Below are 16,281 nucleotides of genomic sequence, written 5' to 3'. Positions count from 1 at the left end.
GTCGTAGCCTACTTCCTGGGCCTTTCCCTGGAGGGCAAGGCAGTGGGTGATTGCTGCTGTGAGGGTCGTTTTTCCGTGGTCTACGTGACCAATTGTTCCCACGTTCTTGTGGGGTTTCGTCCTTTCAAATTTTTGCTTCGCCATGGTTATTTCCTCCGGTAAAACTTTTTAAAGGAAAAGTGCAGAAAACTTCAGGCAGGAAATTTAGCATAGGAGGGGAAAAATTCAAGGGGAGGAACGGTAATAGATGGTGCCCACGGGCGGAGTTGAACCGCCGACCTCACCCTTACCAAGGGTGCGCTCTAACCTCCTGAGCCACGTGGGCAACCTTTTGCAGAGGGAAATATAGACTTATATATATAGGATTGCAAGGGAGGAAAGGATGGCTACAGTTCCTTTAGAACTCTACAAACTTTTTGAAAAAATTTAGGCAAGGAAGAAGCCGAAGAGACAATAAAACTCGTAGAAGAAGCTCTCAGAGCTATTAAAGAAAACGCTAAAACTCAGAAGGTTATTCTTAAATCAGAGCTCAAGGATGAACTGCGTAAGGAGTTAATAACCAAAGAAGAGTTTTACGGAGAAACCGGGAAAATCCGCCAGGAAATAGAAACTCTTAGAGAAGAGATAAGAAACATTGATACGAAAATAGAATTTGTTCGGCGGGAAATGAAGATACCGTTCTACGTTCTGCTAGCCTTCATGATTTTACTTAACAAAGGAACGATTGAGTTTGTTTTTAAGGTGTTAGGTTTGATAAAATGGTAAATTCAGAATGTATAGGGATTAATCCCGTTTGCAAGTTTGCAATAAAAAGGGCTTACGCCCCAACAAGAAAGCTTGACATTCTACGATAGACAATGATAAATTTTGAGCTGAAGATATTTGGAACAACCAATTTAGAAAAACTTTTATGGGGAGGTCCCAGATGAGGAAAGCACTGAAAGCAGTGACCCTGATGGGTCTTGCAGCAGCTCTCATTGCTCCTGCTGCTACAGTTAAAGCTGCCGACATGGACATGGGCAGCACAAAAGTAACAATAGGCGGCCAGTTAAGAGAAAGGCTTGAGTGGTATGCAAATGAGGTAGGAAGTGGAAACGGAGCTGAGCTTGGTGGAACTTACAGAGCAAGACTCAGAATCAAAGCCGAGCTATCCGATGGTGTAACAGCTGTCTTTGTTCCTCAAGCAGTAGGTATTTGGGGTGAAAATGGTCAAGGTCTTGGTCTCGGAGAATCTACAAGCTTCACAATGCACGAAGCTTATATGCTTCTTGCTAACCCATTCGGTATTGACAACGTAATCGTTAAACTTGGTCGCCAGGAAGTTAACCTTGGTAACCAGAGGCTTGTAGGTGCTGTTGGCTGGTCTCAGGCTGGAAGATCTCTTGACGGTATCTTAGTAGGATACGTAGCTGGAGACTACGGACTTGCTGGATTCTTCTACGGAAAGCTTAACGATGTTGGTAAGCAAGATGCTTGGTTTAGACCAGGTATTAAATATGAAAACGGAACTGAAAACGCAGATGCGGATATAGACCTTTATGTTGCAACATGGCAGGGTAAGTTCAAACCATTTGGCGTTGGGGGAACTTACGAATTAACTGATATTTATGTTAACCCAACAAGCACATACGCTAATACCTTAGATCTTAATAAAAATGGAAAACCGGACGGTGGACATCCTGCAGATATAAATATCAACACATTATACGCCCGTGTAACTCCTACTTTTGACACTGATTTTGCAAAAATTAAGTTAAATTTAGAAGGAGCGATTCAAAACGGTAACGCTGTAGTCTTAGATACGAATAGCCCAGATTATGGGAAGAATGTTGACTTCTCAGGTTACTTCTTTAGTGTAGGAGCAGGTGCTGACTTTGATCAAGTTACCTGGGCTCCAAGCGTATTCGTTGGTTACGACTACTATTCTGGTGATAAAGACAATAAAGGTGATATTGACTCGTTCTGGTCTGTTCTTCCAACAGCTCATAAATGGCTTGGACATGCAGACGTTATATGGGTGAATCGTGATCTATACCTATTCAACGGTGACGGTTTAATAAGAGCAATGTCTGATCGTTCACCCGGCGTTGAGGATCTCTATTTCAAGCTCCATGTTAAACCTCTTGAGAAAGTAGCTCTTGGGCTTGATCTCCACTACTTCCAAACAGCTGAAGATTATGATGTAGAAACAGGAAAAGTTAAAACAGCTAATACAAAGAAAACTTCCGATGATTTAGGTTGGGAAACTGACCTTGAAGCCAAATACAAGTATAGTAAGAACCTCTGTTTCAGCATAGGTTGGGATCATTTTGATCCGGATAGTGATGCAGCCAAAATCTTTGGAGGAGATAAGGCTGAAGATCACATCTGGGCTCAGGCTGACCTCAAGTTCTAAGGTCGGCTAAACTAATAAACGATAAAGGGGGCTTCGGCCCCCTTTTTTATTTTGTAGGGAAGAGATGAATCGGGAAAAGCCTAAAGTTAGGTTAAAAGAGAATGAAATAAGAGTTATTATCAGCTCTGTTAGAAATTTTGATCCCAAGGCTGAAATCTACATCTTTGGATCAAGGGCAAAACTTGAAAAGAAGGGCGGCGACATTGATATACTTGTTGTATCAGACGTCATAGGCTGGAAAGAGAGGAGAAAATTAAGAGTGGAATTAATTAAACAGTTAGGAGACAGGAAAATTGACCTGTTAGTGACCAGAAAAGAAGAGATAGAAAAGAATCCATTTCTTCAGTTAGCCATTGAAGAGGGAGTTAAAATTTGAAAAGAAAACAGGAAGAAGTATTTATTCAAAACCTTAAAGATTTTAAAAGAAGCCTCTATTGGCTTGATAAATCATTGGGAAAAGTTAGAAATATGGATATTAACAGTTCTCAAGACTTGAGTGAGGAAGACCTGGAAAAGATAGAAGTTCTTTTCTCCAGGTTTTCAAGAGCTGTTGATATGTTAATAAACAGAATCCTAAGAGGCATTGACATTCTTGAGTTAGAGGATGTGGGAACAAAAATTGACGTTGTAATCAGGGCAGAAAAGAGAGGTTTTGTTGAGAGTTACGAGACGCTGATAGCTATGAAAGATTTGAGGAATGAGCTTGCTCACGAATACGTAGGGGAGAGACTTGTTTCAAAATTTGATGAAGTGAGGGAATTCTCAGAAAAGCTGACAGAGATAGGAAACAGGGTTATTGAGTATGGAGAGAAGGAGCTCCTCCCGAAACTCAGAAGGTAAGCTATTTCCAAAAGAGAAGGAAATTCTCAGAGCTATTCTCGGTCTCTGTGTTCCAGAAAGGATTGTTTTGTTCGGTTCAAGGGCAAAGAGAACACATACAGAAAGGTCTGATATTGACCTGTTTGTTGAGTGCAAAAATTTGACTTTTAGGGAAAAGAGAAAAATCAGAGAAGCAGTTGACAGAGCGACCGGAATCTACTCTGTGGATATAATTTTCAGCGACGAAGCCAATAAAGAATTTAAAGAGACAGTAGAAAGAGAAGGAGTTGTAGTTTGGAAAAAGCAGAGGTAGTTCTTCAGGTTGAAAGGTTAAAAAGTGCCTTTAACCGTTTAAAAGAGGCAGTAGAAAGGGTTAAAGACGACCTGGATAGAGATGGAGCCATTCAGCGGTTTGAGTTTACTGTGGAGCTCCTCTGGAAAACCCTGAAAAAGGTTCTGGCATACAACAAAGTTGAATGCTTCTCTCCAAGGGACTGCGTTAAAAAGGCTTTCCGTTTTGGAATCATAGACGACGATGAAATTGTTCTTGACATGTTAGATGACAGGAACAGGAGCTCCCACATCTACAGCGAGGAAGAGGCGGCAAAGATCTACGAGAGGATTTCAAAGGTTTACGTTCCCGCTCTTGAAAAGCTTTTAAAGGAGATTAAGGAGAGGATTTAAAACCCTTGACACTTTATTTTGGCCAGCCTATATTTTCCATCGTCAGTTAGCGGGAGTGGCGGAATCGGCAGACGCGCCGTCTTGAGGGGGCGGTGCCCTTACGGGCGTGCGGGTTCAAATCCCGCCTCCCGCACCACTCAATCAGTCTCCTCTCCAGAAACAAGCCTTTTAAGTTTTTCGGCCTGCTCTTTTGTTCCAATAATAATCAGAGAATCTCCTTCAAGAACCATCGTCGTTGAAGTTGGGTTGAGGATAAACGAGCCATCTTCCCGTTTTATCCCTATAACTATAACTCCTGTTTTCTTTGGAATATCAAGATCTTTTAGGAGTTTCCCGTGGAAAGGTGAACCTTTGGGAACTTTCACCTCTTCAAGCCTTAGGTCTATTTCTCCGTGGTGGGTAACGATGTCTAAGAAACTGACAACGCTGGGGCGAATTGCAAGTGAAGCCATCCTGAGGCCGCCTATTACGTTGGGAAGGATTACCTCTGTTGCACCTGCCCTTTTCAGCTTTATAACGTTCTCTTCCCTGTTGGCTCTTGTAACTATTCTAAGGCGCGGATTTAAGTTCTTAGCAGAAAGGGTTATGAAGAGGTTGTCTGCGTCGTCTGCCGTTGCAACTATCAGGTTTGAGGCCGACTTTATACCTGCCTTTAAAAGGGTTTCATCCTGAGTGGCATCGCCGTGGATGTAAATAAGGTTCGGGTAGTGCTCTTTAGCTTCCTCTATCTTTGACTCATCTTTTTCAATAACAACAAAAGGAACCTTCTCTTTGTAAAGCTCCTTTATTGCAGCCTGCCCTGTTCTTCCAAGGCCGCAGACTATCGTGTGGTTCTTCAGCTTTGCAACCATCTTTTCCATCCTCTTCACAGTTAGGATTTTCTGGAGCTCCCCCTCAAAAATCATAGCGGCAACGGTAGAAGCCCCGTAGGCAAAAACCGCAAAGGCAACAACGATAACGAACATTGTAAATACCTTTCCGGCCGGAGAGAGGGGGTGAGCCAAGTGGTAACCTACTGTAGAAATTGTTATTATTGTATGCCAGAGACAGTCTAACCAGGGCCAGCCCTCTATGATGTGAATACCGACAGTAGAAAAGAGAACTAAAAGAAGAAGAACGGATAAAATTGTTATAAACTTTTTTAACGGCTCTCTGTAATCCATGTTACTCCTTTTACGGTAAAGTTTAACAGGAGTTTAAAGTGAAGTTCAAGTTCTTCTTCGTGGGGAAAATTCCCAGCAAGGCAAACTACAAGAAAATTTCACACAGAAGGGTTAACGGTAAAATAAAACCCTTCATCGTCAACAACCCTGCAGTTCTCAAATCACAGAAAGAGGCCCTGTGGCAGCTCCACGTTCAGAAGCTCTCCTACGGCCTCTCAAAATTCCCGATAGAGAAGCCGGTCAGCGTCTCCCTCATCTTCTACCTCTCAGGAAGGGTTAAGCAGAGGGACATTGACAACGCTGAGAAGTTTGTTGGAGACATCTTAGAGAAGGGGGGCGTCCTAAAGAGAGATTCCCTTATTTACAAAAAAGAGAGGGTTGAAAAAAGGATAGGTGTAAAAGGTTTCCCGGAAGTGGTTTACATAGAGATTGAGGAGCTCTCAGAAGAGGAGAAACTTGACCACGAGAGGGGAAGGCCAAAATTTCCAGAGGAGTTCTACGAGTTTTTGAAGAAGATGAAGATGGAGCTCCCCGATGAAGGTTGAGATAGACGTAAAGGTCCCCCTTGATTCCTCTTTAGAGGAGGAGGCTAAGAAGTTAGGAATTGAAAAGTATGAGATTCTGAGGGAATCAGTAGACGCAAGGAAGAAGCCGGTATTCGTTTACAGGCTTTTAGTTGAACTTCCCGATGAAAGGGCAAAAGAGCTTATAGAGAAAGGAGTCGCAAGGGAACACAAACCTGTTCCTGAAGTCCATATTCAGGAGGTTAAAACCAAAAAGAGGGTTTTGGTTGTTGGGACGGGGCCTGCAGGTCTTTTTTCAGCTTACGTTCTTGCAAGGGCAGGGCTTGAAGTTGTTGTTGTAGAGAGGGGAAAGCCCGTTGAGGAGAGGGTTAAAGACGTTGCAAAGTTCTGGAAGGAGAGAAAGCTAAACGAGAACTCAAACGTCCAGTTCGGAGAGGGCGGAGCAGGAACTTTTTCAGACGGAAAGCTGACGACACGAGTGAAGGACAGGAAAAAGCACTTTGTTTTCAAGACGCTTGTTGAGTGCGGAGCTCCCCCGGAAATCCTCTACAAGAGCAAGCCCCACGTTGGAACCGACAAGCTGAGGGAAGTTGTTGCAAACTTCAGGGAAAAACTGAAAAAACTTGGGGTTGAGTTCAGGTTCTCAACCCTATTAACGGAGCTCCAGAAAGAAGGGAACCGCATAACTTCCGCAGGTTTCAAGGATTTAAAGGAAAACAGGGAGTATAAAGAGGAGTTTGATTTCTTCTTCTTAGCCCCGGGGAACAGCGCAAGGGATACTTTTGAGATGTTAAAGAGGGCAGGTGTGGAGCTCTCTGCCAAACCGTTTGCCGTGGGCTTGAGGGTAATCCACAGGCAGAAGACGATAAACAGGGTTCAGTACGGCAGGAAGTGGTTTAAGAACCCGAAACTACCGCCGGCAGAATACCTGTTTACGTACAAAGGAAAGGAGAGGAACGTCTATACGTTCTGCATGTGCCCCGGAGGTTACGTTATCTGCGCCTCTTCCGAAAAGCACACGGTTGTTACAAACGGAATGAGCAACCATGCCAGAGACAGCGGCTACGCCAACAGTGCCGTTGTTGTTCAGCTCTTCCCTGAAGACTTTGACAACGACCCCTTTAAAGCAATAGAGTTCCAGAGGGCTTTAGAGAGGGCGGCCTTTGTTGTTGGAGGGAGCGATTACTCAATGCCGGCTCAAACGGTTTGGGACTTTATAAACGGAGAGACATCCTCAGACCTGATAGAGGGGGGCTATATACCTGAAATCAGGAGTGCCCGTTTAGACAGGCTTCTACCCCCTGAAATCTCTCAGCCTATAAAGGAGGCTTTTCTCCACTGGTACGAGAAGGTCTCATTCTTCGTTCCGTCAAATGCAACCTTGGTTGGAGTTGAGACGAGGACATCTTCCCCTGTAAGGATTCTGAGGAATCAGGACTTTACTTCTATTTCTGCCGAAAACCTCTATCCCATAGGCGAAGGGGCGGGATACGCAGGGGGGATTACGAGCTCTGCCGTTGACGGGATAAACGGAGCTCTCTCTCTGATTGAGAAGCTCACTTAACAAGGAGCGGTTTTGTCCTCTTGATTGAGGAGTAGAGGGAGGAGAGGATAAAGACAAGGGCTAAAGAGCTTATGACGAATTCAGGTATGCGGATAAAAAGTTCAAGGAGCATCATTACTCCAAGGGCTCCAATCCCCCAGTGGGCGCCGTGCTCTAAGTAGGGGAGCTCCTGAAGTTTCCCCGATTCAACAAAGTAGAGGGTTAAGGAGCGGAGGATAAAGGCTCCAACAGAGAGACCTACCGTAATTATTATCAGGTTCTGGCTGATGGCAAAGGCCCCAACAGTTCCGTCTAAGGAGCAGGAAGCGTCAAGGAGCTCCAAGTAGATGAATGCCCCCAATCCGCCCCCTGAAAGGCCTCTCTTTTCCTTGAAGTAGTCTATTGCGCTCTTTACAAAGTGGACGACTTCAAAGAGGAGAACTCCCAAAATCATTGCAAGGATAATGCTTGGCTCTCTTTTCAGGTAGCCTATCAGGAAAATTACAGAGAGGGCGATTATCAGCTTAACCTCGCCAAGCTTTGCTATTTTTGAGGCAAAATCTTCAAGGAGCCTTATCCAGTGAAGCTCTTTCCCCGCGTCAAAGAGCCAGTTTACAAAAACCATTAGCAGAAAAGAGCCGCCAAAGGCAAGGATTAGAGGCTCTGCAGACTCAAGGTAGTGAGCGTAGGTTTCAGGTTCTTTAAAGGCCAGGTCAAGGACTTTTCCAAAGGAGAGGCCAGAAGTGAGAACGACTATCAGAACGGGAAAGAGGAACCTCATTCCGAAAACAGCGATGACCATTCCCAAAGTTAGGAATCGTCTTCGCCACACCCGGGGAAGCCCCGAGAGGATAACGGCGTTCATAACTGCGTTGTCAAAGGAGAGGGATATCTCAAGGAGGGAGAGAGTGGTTCCCTCAAAAACCCCCTTTAGCCCCATGTAGAGGAACTCAACAATCCAGCTGACAAGGAAAGTTAGCGTAAATTCACCAAGGAGTTTCTTCAGTTTCACCTTTTCCCCGAGAAGATTAAATCAGTGGGATTCTATCAGAGAGGTGAATTTTTCAACAACCGTTTCTGGTTCAATTTCAAAACACTTCTGCTCTCTGCACCTTGTCTTTCCGTGGAGTGAACAGGGAGAACAGGGAAGGTTTCTGGTCAGGACAACTCCCTCATCGGGGTAGGGAGCAAAACCGAAGGCCGGGTGGGTAGGGCCAAAGATGGCAACAACCGGCCTTTTCACAGCCCTTGCCATGTGGACAACAGCAGAATCGTTTGAGATAACTCCCAGAGAGAGCGAAATGGCCGCAACGCTCTCCATGATTGAGAGCTTACCGCAAAGGGAGAGAGCTCCTCTGCTTTCCAGAAATCTGCCCACTTCTTCTTCTTCCTTACCCCCTACAACAACAGGGTTAAAACCTTCCTTTTTGAGGAGCTCCACCACTTTCCCGAACCTCTCAATCGGGTAGCGCTTTGTCTTCCAGCGGGCACCCGGGGCGACAACAACGGCGTTCTCAGGAATTAAGGGAAATACCCTCTCTTTCAGCTTTTCATTAACAAACAGGTAAGGCCTCGGATTTTTTATCTCTATTCCAGCTTTCTTTAGGGCTTCAGCGTAGAGCTCCGGAACATAGAGCCACTTGGCCTTAAAAGGCTTAAAGAGAACCATAAGCCGTCGCAAAATGGCCTTTTTCGGGTAAACGTAGAACTTGAAAGGAAGGAACTTCCTGAGAACTTTCGTTCTGAGAACGTCGTGGAGGTCAAAGCCGACGTCAAAGGAGGGGAGCTCCTGGGCAAACTCCCTGATATCAGAAAAACCCTTGAGCTTCCGTTTTTCAACCTCGATAACCCCATCAACAAAGGGCTGTCCTCTTAAAACCTCTCCAAAGGGCTTAAAGGTGAGGAAGCTGACTTCAAAACCTGCCCCCTTAAGGGAAGGAAGAACAGAGGTTGTAAGAATCACATCTCCGAGGGAGGAGAAACGGACGACTAAAGCTCTCATTCATCTACAGGTTCAAACTTATCCTTTGTTGCTCCACAAATAGGACAAACCCAATCATCTGGAAGCGCCTCAAAGGGAGTTCCGGGAGGTATGTTGTTGTCAGGGTCCCCCTCGTCAACGTTATAGATGTATCCGCAAACGGTACACCTCCAGAGTTTATGTCTAACTTCCACAGTTTCCTCCAGTTTATAAGGTTATAGTTTTAAGTATAGGAAATTTTCGGGGGGAGAGATGGCAAAAAGAGTAAAACAGAAGAGTCCTAAGTTGGAAGTTCTAAAACCCCAGGCTCCCATAAGAAGGTACGATGTTTTTGCCGAGTGGAACAGAATAAAAGCGGAGAAAGAGTTTGGATTCCCTGAAAATGAAGCAAAAGCCTACGGACTTGCAGTAGCAAAGGTTGTAGCAGCAAGGAAGTTCTACGGTCACAGGCTGAAGTATAGAGGTGCAACCAGAGCCTACATAGAAGGGAAAACGAAAGAGAAGTGGTGGCGGAAACTTGCAACGCCAGAAGAGTTTAACGAGAAGATTATAAACAGAATGGGAAAAGACTTCTACGAAAAGGTTTTCAGACCTGCGATAGAGAAAGCCTACGAAGAGGGGAAGGACTACATGGACATAAGGGACTCTATAAGAGAGGAGTGGAACAGACTACTTAAGGGGGGTTAGATGTCCTCCGTTATTGGCTACCTTGAGATGGAGATTCAGATTCCCCACGCCCACTCTCTGAAGGAAAAACGGGCAGTTATTAAAAGAATAATTGAGAGGTTAAAGGGGAAGTTCAACGTCTCTGTAAGTGAAATCGGCGAGCAGGATAAGTGGCAGAGGAGCAGAATAGCTATTGTAACTGTAGGGACAAGTCCTAAAGTTGTTGACGCAACCCTTGAAAAGAGTGTTAAGTTCGTTGAGGAGATCTTCCCCGGTTTTATCACAGGATACCGAAAAGAGCTGCTTTAGCTTAAGTGTATAGTAAAATTTGCAAAACCTAAGGAGAGTACTCCTTAATGGAAAAAATTGAGGTTTACCTTTACAACAGGATACTTAAAGATGCTTTAAAGGAGCTCCTTAACAAACTTGAAATCGTTGAGCCCTCTACATTGGAAGAATGCTCCATCCTGTTTGTAGACAAACCTGTTATAAAAGAAACAACAGTTGAAAAAGCAATAAGAAGAGGAGTAAAAATACTGTTAGTTGACACCGGCCTTTCTGAAGAAGAGACCGTTTTTCTGGTTAAGAACTTTCCTATATCGGGAATAATCTACCCGGAAATGGACGTGAAACTTCTTAGAAGATGCATAGAAAGGGTAAGCTTAGGAGAAAATTGGTTTAAAAGGGAGTTTCTTTCTGTTATCTCAAGGAGGAAAGAGACCCTTCACATTTCCCAACTAACAGAAAAGGAGAAAAGAGTAATTGATCTTTTAATAAAAGGAAAAACGAACAAAGAGATAGCAAAAGAATTAGGGCTGGCAGAACAGACAATAAAGTACTATATGAACCAGCTCTTCAAAAAGACCGGTTGTTTAAATAGGACATCTCTTATCAGTTTCCTATCAAAGATCTACCCGTACATCAAAGGCCAAAAGCAGAAATAAGGAACCACTCCATAACAGATTGGGGTTTTCCGTAAAACTTCAAATAGTAACGAGCTCTGTTAATGAGCTCTTCCCACCTTGGAGCTCCACCTTTCTCAAAAACAACAACTTCTAAAGAATCAAAAAAGAGAAGAGCGTCTTCCCTGCTAAGCTTCCCGAACTTCTCAGAGAAAGGAACAATCTTTTTCATCCTATTGCTACTCTTAAGAAGAGCTGTAAATTCATCAATCAGATCAATAACAGAAGTTTCAAGGAGCCTCAGCGCAACTCCTACGCTTCCGCGGGAAAGTTTAACAGCCCTCTTATCTGTCTTCAGTCCCAATCTTTCAAGGATATAGGCAACGCTTGAGTCTGGCAGAGGACCGAACCGGAAAATCCTACACCTGGAACGGATAGTTGGAAGGATAGACTCTTCATTTCTACCTATTAGACAGATGTAAGCGTAAGCCGGAGGTTCTTCAAGCGTTTTCAGAAGGGCGTTGGCTGCCTCTCCTCTCATCTCATCGGCTCTGTCTATGATAACGGCCTTCCCGGAACCGGAAGTAGGTTTTGTGAAGAGCCATGAGGATATATCTCTAACCTCATCAACGGTAACGGGCTTTTCAACTCCAACTTCTTTTACGTTGAAATCACCCCCACAGAGGCTTGAAAGGAGCTCCCGGGCAACCGTTCTCTTGCCCACACCTTCTGGTCCCACAAAGAGGGAGCTCTGTGGAAAAGCTCCCTCCTCAACCAAACGTCTGAGTAAACCCAACTGTCTTGAATGACCAACAATACCGTTAAAGAGCACCCAGCCTCCCTAAAACTTCAGAAAGTATCTGGCGGTGAAGTTCCTCAACGCTTTTCCTTCCATCAAGAACCAAAAACCTCTCCGGCTCCTTCTTAGAGAGCTCCAGGAACCCTTCACGAACCCTTCTGTGGAACTTCAGTCCTTCAGACTCCATTCTATCCTTTCGCCTTTCTGAGATCCTCTTAAACGCCTCTTCAACGGGAAGGTCAATAAGGACGGTAAGGATGGGTTTTAGTCCTCCGGTGGCTTCGCTGTTGAGCCTTTCAATGAGGGAGATATCTATACCTCTGCCGTAACCCTGATAGGCAACTGTAGAATCTATAAACCTGTCGCAGATAACAACTGCCCCTTCTCGCAGAGAAGGCCTTATTAGGTTTTCAACGTGAAACGCCCTTGCCGCCTCGTAGATGGAGAGCTCCGCAAAGGGTGGAAACTTCTCATCCCGTGTTTTTAAGAGAAAGGAGCGGAGCTCCTCTGCAGCAGGAGTCCCTCCCGGTTCTCTCGTATAAACCACAGGGAAACCCTTATCTATCAGGGCTTCACACAGTAGTTTAGACTGGGTTGTCTTTCCGCAACCTTCTATTCCCTCAAAAGTTATAAACATCTAATCCCCCAGAAGTTCTGAGCGGGAAAGCCTGCTCTTTTTCTTCGGTTTCTTCTTGAAGAATAGGCTGAGAATTCTGCCAGACTCCTTAACAGCTACAGAACCTGCAATTGATGACAGTAGAACGTAAATGGCAGTTAAAGGAACAACTGCAGAGTTGGTTGCAGCAACCAGGATTGAGAACTCACCCCTGGGAAGAAGCATAAAACCGGCAGAGATTCCCCTTTTCAAAGAGAGACCGTAGAGTTTTGCTGAGACGATTCCCGTAAGAATTTTTGTTCCAGAAGTGAAGAAAAGAACAACAAGAAGAGGAACAATGAGGGAGAGAGAAAACTGAGAGAGGTCTGTTGTGAGGCCGAAAGTTAAAAAGAAGAGAGCTCCAAAGAGATCCCTGTAGGGAATTACAACCGACTCTATCTGCTCTTTGTGGGAGCTCTCTGCAAATAGGGTTCCGGCTGCAAAAGCTCCTATAGCCTCAGAAAGGCCAAAACCTAAAGAGATCTCAACAAGGAGAAAAAGGATTGTTCCAACGAGAAGAACTGTAAACTCAGCTGCCGTTCCCACTCTGCTAAAGGCTAGGTCAACAACTCTGTTGAAATTCTTGATAAAAACAACAGCTATGAAGATGAAAAGAGCAATCTTTACAACCACCCTTAAAACATCCACCGGGTCTGTAGAACCTTCTGAAAGCCCAACAAGAATGGCGAGAAGCGTTGCAGCAGCAATATCCTCAAAAACCAGGATAGAAAGAACAGGCTCAACTTCCGGGTTTGCAAGTTTCTTAAGGTCTATGAGGAGTTTTGAGACTATCGCCGATGAGGTAGGATAGAGGGCAACGGAGAGAGTAAAGGCTGTGAGGTTATCAAATTCCAGTAGCTTTAACAGGAAAAACGCTGGAAATAGGTTGAGTAACAGGTCAACCAATCCAACAGACAGGATGTTCTTTAAGTTTCTCTCCATCTCAGCGAGAGAGAACTCAAGGCCTATGTAGAACAGCAGGAGAACAACTCCCAGAACCTCAAATATGTGAACGCTGTGGGCGTGGATGAAGAGTGAAAGAAGCAGACCTGCCACTATGTAGATGGGAATAACCGGGAACTTAACGTAGTAGGAAACGATGTAGGAAAGAAGGAGAGTTCCCAGAAAGAGAGAAAGAAGGAACAAGAAATGTTCCATTACTTTGTCTCTCCTTCCACTTCTTTAACAAACCTTTTCACGTTCTCAAGGGTTCCAACAACAACTAAGGTATCTCCCGGCTCAATTTTGAAGAGGGGAGAGGGGGAAACGATAACGTTTTCATCCCTTATAACGGCAACAACGATAACACCGAATTTCTTTCTAATGTCAAGTTCTTTAATGGTTTTATATGCAAGGGAGGAGTTTTCGGGAACTTTTACCCACTCAAAGACAAGGTGCTTCATCAGGAATCCTATCTTCTCCTCGTCGGAAGTGGGCTGGAAGAGAGCTCCCACCAAAATTGTTCCAAGGGTTCTCGCCTCTTCATCGGTCAATTCAATTACCGCTGTAGGCTCCTCACTGTCGCCCTCAAAGTAGTAGATCTCCCTCTTTCCCGTGTAGTGGATAACAACAACAATCGTATCTCCACTCTCTGTTTTCATTGAGTACTTTTTACCTATTCCGGGAAGTTCTCCCTCCTTTACAAACATCTAACCCTCCTTCAGCTCCTTTTCGGGAATAACAACCTTAAACACGCCCCTTAAGTCTCCTGGCCTGTAGCCCAGGGCTTTATCGTTGGGATATCTTTCCTTAAGAACTCTCAGGACTTCAGGGTTCATCCTTGCAGGATCTCCGTGACAGTTGAGGCAGAAAGGAGCAACTCTTATGGGCTTGTAGTAGATAACAACCCTTTCTCCGTTCTTTTCTGACTCTACAATGTAGTAAGGGGGAAGTTTCCCTTCCCTCAGTTTTTCTTTAAAGTAATTGATAACCTTAAGGTCAAGAGTGTCTGGCTTGTCGGTCGGGTTCCTGTAGCGGTCTGAAACCCTTTTTACCTTAACCACTACAAGCTCTCTGTTTACCTTCTGTGTAAGCTTCTGGGCCTTATCTGCGCAGAAATCAATAGCCTTCGGGAATCCTCCCTCTTTCAGCGCCATTCCAAGGTTTGTCTTAAGCTCTCTCATCAGCTTCATAACCGCTGCATCCCCAATTCTTACTGCCCTATCTTTCTCTGTTTCTGTAAGGCTCTTTTGACTGAGAACGCAGCCGAAAAAGAAAACTGGTATCAGAAGAGAGAGAGACCTCTTCATCTCACACCTCCCTGCCGATGGTCAGAGTTCCACAGCCTCCCAACGGATCTCTCCTGAACCTGTTACTGAGGGTAACCCTTACTCCTATCTCTCTGAGCTTCAAAAAGGCCTTTTCATACTCTTCATCTGTCAGCCCTTCAAGCTCAACTCCAGAAACCGGGTTGTAGGCCATAAGCATAATGGTCATTCTGAACCTTTTAGCAAGCTCTCCCAACGCCTTAAGGTCTTCCTCTGAGTCGTTTACTCCCTTTATGAGTAAGTAGCCTATCTGAAACTTTTTCCTCCTTGAGGAAGAAGCCTCTTTGAAGTACTCCTCAACTTCACTGAAAACCTGTTCAAGGGAAACGGATACACCAAACAGTCTTTTCCTCTTCTCTTCAGAAACAGCGTGAACCGAAATGGTCAAACCGTCGTGGGGAGCTCTTATAAGTTTTTTGAAACCCTCAATAGGATAACCGGTTGTGCTTACTGTTACTTTAAGGCCTTCTCTTTTAAACAGCTCTATAGCTTTAACAACTTCGTCGGCGTTGGCAGAAGGCTCGCCTATACCGGCAATGGCAACGCCCTTTATGGGGAGCTCCCTCTTTAAAAGCTCGTACTGTTCAAAAATCTCTTCAGCAGTTAAATTCCTCTTCAAACCGTTTTTCCCCGAAGCGCAAAAGAGACACCTTACGGGGCAACCCACTTGGGAAGAAACACAGAGCCTCTCTCCTTTATAAAAGACCGACTCAACCCTGTAGCCGTCTTCAGTCTCAAACACAAAGAGCCTGTTTAAAGGGCTTTTAAGCTCCCTAATTACTCTCATCGCCTATCACTCCAGCTTTTGTAAAGCATCTAAACCTGTCATCAACCTTCTCCCTCAGTTTCTCTATATACTGATTCCACTGTTCTTCAGTAACAAAGGTACGTAGAGGAAAAGCCACTCTCCCTTTTTCTTCAATCTCAACAGTTAAGGTCTCAAGGGGAACGTTTATATCAACCACTTTCCCTCTTCCCTCAGGCGTATCAACGAAATCCCCAACTTCCGGAAGGAACTGTCTTATGTAGTAGTTGGCTTCTTCGTACTTGAGGCAGCACATAAGTCTTCCACACGTTCCAGAAAGTTTTGCAGGATTAGGGGGAAGTCCCTGAAGCTTTGCCATATTCAACGAAATGGAATGAAAACACTCAAGGAAAGACTTGCAGCAGCAGATGTTTCCACACATACCAACAGTTCCAACCATCTTTACTTCGTCTCTGACCCCTATCTGGCGGAGCTCTATTCTGGTCTTAAAGTGGGCAGCAAGGTCTCTAACGAGCTGTCTGAAGTCAACCCTGTTTTTTGCCGTAAAGTAGAAAACGATCCTTTCTCTGTTGAGTGTTGCATAGGCCTTTACAAGTTTCATCTCAAGGCCGTGTTTGAGCACCTTTCTCTTGCATACCTCTAGCGCCTCCTGAGAGAAGAGGAGATTGTCAAAGAAACGGTTTTTGTCTTCCTCTGTTGCAACCCTTAAAAAAGTGTAGAGTTCCTCCGGTTCCGTCCCAAACTTCCTGAGCGTTTCAGGTTCTACAGAATAGCTCTTTAAGACTTTTACCAGCTCCTCCCCTCTATCGGTCTTAACAACAACCTCTTGACCGTAAGGGAAGGTGCTACTTTCAGCAGAGGCAAGGCCTGTCTTTTCAGTATCGGGATATTTAAACTTAATAACGTTCATCCTTCCTCTCCAGCTTTGTAGTTATCAGGTGTTAAGTATATCTTTCAGCAAAGATGGTGCAACGTTAGAGGAAAAGACTATATTATCGGCAGTACACGATAGGAATTTTCAAGACTTGACAACCTGAAAATGAGAACTATTATTAATAGCAGACACCCCCTATCCCCCTCCCTCCTCCCCATAAGTCTTAAGGGGGCGCCGCAAAGG

22 protein-coding genes and 2 tRNA genes are annotated in these 16,281 nt (G+C 44.7%); 11 read left to right on the top strand and 13 right to left on the bottom strand.

Features of this window, described 5'->3' with window-relative positions:
• Positions 1 to 144: GTP-binding protein (locus F8H35_RS01230; RefSeq protein ID WP_472571754.1), on the bottom strand; the 144-nt coding region annotated here is incomplete at its 3' end.
• A gap of 104 nt (positions 145 to 248) precedes the next feature.
• Positions 249 to 325: transfer RNA gene (locus tag F8H35_RS01225), tRNA-Thr, on the bottom strand.
• Positions 326 to 925: 600 nt separating this feature from the next.
• On the opposite strand from F8H35_RS01225, the gene F8H35_RS01220 reads away from it, so the two are divergent.
• The 6 genes from F8H35_RS01220 to F8H35_RS01195 all read left to right on the top strand — a co-directional run bounded on the left by F8H35_RS01220 (position 926) and on the right by F8H35_RS01195 (position 4,034).
• The gene (locus tag F8H35_RS01220) at positions 926 to 2,395 is read left to right on the top strand and encodes an alginate export family protein (protein ID WP_472571753.1); all 1,470 of its coding nucleotides are present in this window, start codon (positions 926 to 928) and stop codon (positions 2,393 to 2,395) included.
• Positions 2,396 to 2,459: 64 nt separating this feature from the next.
• Positions 2,460 to 2,771: a nucleotidyltransferase domain-containing protein gene (locus F8H35_RS01215; protein WP_472571752.1), complete on the top strand. Its 312-nt coding sequence runs from the start codon at positions 2,460 to 2,462 to the stop codon at positions 2,769 to 2,771.
• A gap of 116 nt (positions 2,772 to 2,887) precedes the next feature.
• Positions 2,888 to 3,235 (top strand): hypothetical protein, encoded by a 348-nt coding sequence (locus F8H35_RS01210; RefSeq protein WP_472571751.1) that lies wholly within the window; start codon positions 2,888 to 2,890, stop codon positions 3,233 to 3,235.
• The gene (locus F8H35_RS01205) at positions 3,198 to 3,527 is read left to right on the top strand and encodes a nucleotidyltransferase family protein (RefSeq protein WP_472571750.1); all 330 of its coding nucleotides are present in this window, start codon (positions 3,198 to 3,200) and stop codon (positions 3,525 to 3,527) included. Before F8H35_RS01210 ends, F8H35_RS01205 begins: the two co-directional genes overlap by 38 nt.
• Positions 3,509 to 3,898 (top strand): nucleotidyltransferase substrate binding protein, encoded by a 390-nt coding sequence (locus tag F8H35_RS01200; RefSeq protein ID WP_472571749.1) that lies wholly within the window; start codon positions 3,509 to 3,511, stop codon positions 3,896 to 3,898. Before F8H35_RS01205 ends, F8H35_RS01200 begins: the two co-directional genes overlap by 19 nt.
• A 49-nt stretch (positions 3,899 to 3,947) precedes the next feature.
• Positions 3,948 to 4,034: transfer RNA gene (locus F8H35_RS01195), tRNA-Leu, on the top strand.
• Between the two features lies 1 nt (position 4,035).
• Here F8H35_RS01195 and F8H35_RS01190 read toward each other — a convergent pair.
• Positions 4,036 to 5,061, bottom strand: coding sequence for a potassium channel family protein (locus tag F8H35_RS01190; protein ID WP_472571748.1), 1,026 nt, complete (start codon positions 5,059 to 5,061; stop codon positions 4,036 to 4,038).
• A gap of 38 nt (positions 5,062 to 5,099) precedes the next feature.
• Here F8H35_RS01190 and F8H35_RS01185 point away from each other — a divergent pair, with 38 nt between their 5' ends.
• Both F8H35_RS01185 and F8H35_RS01180 read left to right on the top strand, forming a co-directional pair.
• Entirely contained in the window at positions 5,100 to 5,606 is a 507-nt protein-coding gene (locus F8H35_RS01185) for a RusA family crossover junction endodeoxyribonuclease (RefSeq protein WP_472571747.1), read from the top strand.
• Positions 5,596 to 7,149 carry an NAD(P)/FAD-dependent oxidoreductase gene (locus F8H35_RS01180; RefSeq protein ID WP_472571746.1) on the top strand — a complete coding sequence of 518 codons (1,554 nt, stop codon included), beginning with the start codon at positions 5,596 to 5,598 and terminating at the stop codon, positions 7,147 to 7,149. Before F8H35_RS01185 ends, F8H35_RS01180 begins: the two co-directional genes overlap by 11 nt.
• On the opposite strand, the gene F8H35_RS01175 is transcribed toward F8H35_RS01180, so the two are convergent.
• The 3 genes from F8H35_RS01175 to rd are packed head-to-tail and all read right to left on the bottom strand — an operon-like array spanning position 7,142 to position 9,303.
• Positions 7,142 to 8,140: a DUF475 domain-containing protein gene (locus F8H35_RS01175; RefSeq protein ID WP_472571745.1), complete on the bottom strand. Its 999-nt coding sequence runs from the start codon at positions 8,138 to 8,140 to the stop codon at positions 7,142 to 7,144. The genes F8H35_RS01180 and F8H35_RS01175 overlap by 8 nt on opposite strands.
• A 21-nt stretch (positions 8,141 to 8,161) precedes the next feature.
• Positions 8,162 to 9,130: a glycosyltransferase family 9 protein gene (locus F8H35_RS01170; protein WP_472571744.1), complete on the bottom strand. Its 969-nt coding sequence runs from the start codon at positions 9,128 to 9,130 to the stop codon at positions 8,162 to 8,164.
• Positions 9,127 to 9,303, bottom strand: a complete 177-nt coding sequence (gene rd, locus F8H35_RS01165) for a rubredoxin (protein ID WP_472571743.1) — start codon at positions 9,301 to 9,303, stop codon at positions 9,127 to 9,129. The genes F8H35_RS01170 and rd overlap by 4 nt, the downstream gene beginning before the upstream one ends.
• Positions 9,304 to 9,361: 58 nt before the next feature.
• Here rd and F8H35_RS01160 point away from each other — a divergent pair, with 58 nt between their 5' ends.
• Genes F8H35_RS01160 through F8H35_RS01150 form a run of 3 tightly spaced genes read left to right on the top strand, consistent with a single transcriptional unit; the run spans position 9,362 to position 10,719 of the window.
• On the top strand, positions 9,362 to 9,796 hold the full coding sequence (locus F8H35_RS01160; protein ID WP_472571742.1) for a hypothetical protein: 435 nt from the start codon (positions 9,362 to 9,364) through the stop codon (positions 9,794 to 9,796).
• Positions 9,797 to 10,084: a DUF503 domain-containing protein gene (locus F8H35_RS01155; RefSeq protein WP_472571741.1), complete on the top strand. Its 288-nt coding sequence runs from the start codon at positions 9,797 to 9,799 to the stop codon at positions 10,082 to 10,084.
• Positions 10,085 to 10,131: 47 nt separating this feature from the next.
• Positions 10,132 to 10,719, top strand: coding sequence for a helix-turn-helix transcriptional regulator (locus F8H35_RS01150; protein WP_472571740.1), 588 nt, complete (start codon positions 10,132 to 10,134; stop codon positions 10,717 to 10,719).
• On the opposite strand, the gene F8H35_RS01145 is transcribed toward F8H35_RS01150, so the two are convergent.
• From F8H35_RS01145 to F8H35_RS01115, 7 genes are read right to left on the bottom strand one after another with little or no spacing between them, the layout of a single operon-like run.
• Positions 10,697 to 11,509, bottom strand: coding sequence for an AAA family ATPase (locus F8H35_RS01145; RefSeq protein ID WP_472571739.1), 813 nt, complete (start codon positions 11,507 to 11,509; stop codon positions 10,697 to 10,699). The genes F8H35_RS01150 and F8H35_RS01145 overlap by 23 nt on opposite strands.
• On the bottom strand, positions 11,499 to 12,113 hold the full coding sequence (tmk, locus tag F8H35_RS01140) for a dTMP kinase (RefSeq protein WP_472571738.1): 615 nt from the start codon (positions 12,111 to 12,113) through the stop codon (positions 11,499 to 11,501). The genes F8H35_RS01145 and tmk overlap by 11 nt, the downstream gene beginning before the upstream one ends.
• Entirely contained in the window at positions 12,114 to 13,289 is a 1,176-nt protein-coding gene (locus F8H35_RS01135) for a cation:proton antiporter (RefSeq protein WP_472571737.1), read from the bottom strand.
• A complete protein-coding gene (locus tag F8H35_RS01130; protein ID WP_472571736.1) occupies positions 13,289 to 13,780 on the bottom strand; it encodes a cation:proton antiporter regulatory subunit in 492 nt (163 codons plus the stop codon). Before F8H35_RS01130 ends, F8H35_RS01135 begins: the two co-directional genes overlap by 1 nt.
• Entirely contained in the window at positions 13,781 to 14,380 is a 600-nt protein-coding gene (locus tag F8H35_RS01125) for a Tll0287-like domain-containing protein (RefSeq protein ID WP_472571735.1), read from the bottom strand.
• A gap of 1 nt (position 14,381) precedes the next feature.
• Positions 14,382 to 15,185 (bottom strand): radical SAM protein, encoded by an 804-nt coding sequence (locus F8H35_RS01120; RefSeq protein WP_472571734.1) that lies wholly within the window; start codon positions 15,183 to 15,185, stop codon positions 14,382 to 14,384.
• Entirely contained in the window at positions 15,172 to 16,074 is a 903-nt protein-coding gene (locus F8H35_RS01115) for a PSP1 domain-containing protein (protein WP_472571733.1), read from the bottom strand. The genes F8H35_RS01120 and F8H35_RS01115 overlap by 14 nt, the downstream gene beginning before the upstream one ends.
• Between the last annotated feature and the right edge of the window lie 207 nt (positions 16,075 to 16,281).

It is taken from the genome of Thermovibrio sp., assembly GCA_015488335.1.
In the GTDB taxonomy this organism is placed as follows: Bacteria; Aquificota; Aquificia; order Desulfurobacteriales; family Desulfurobacteriaceae; genus Balnearium.
Note: the sequence above shows the minus strand (reverse complement) of the source record. Positions and strands in the feature narration are given on the sequence as shown.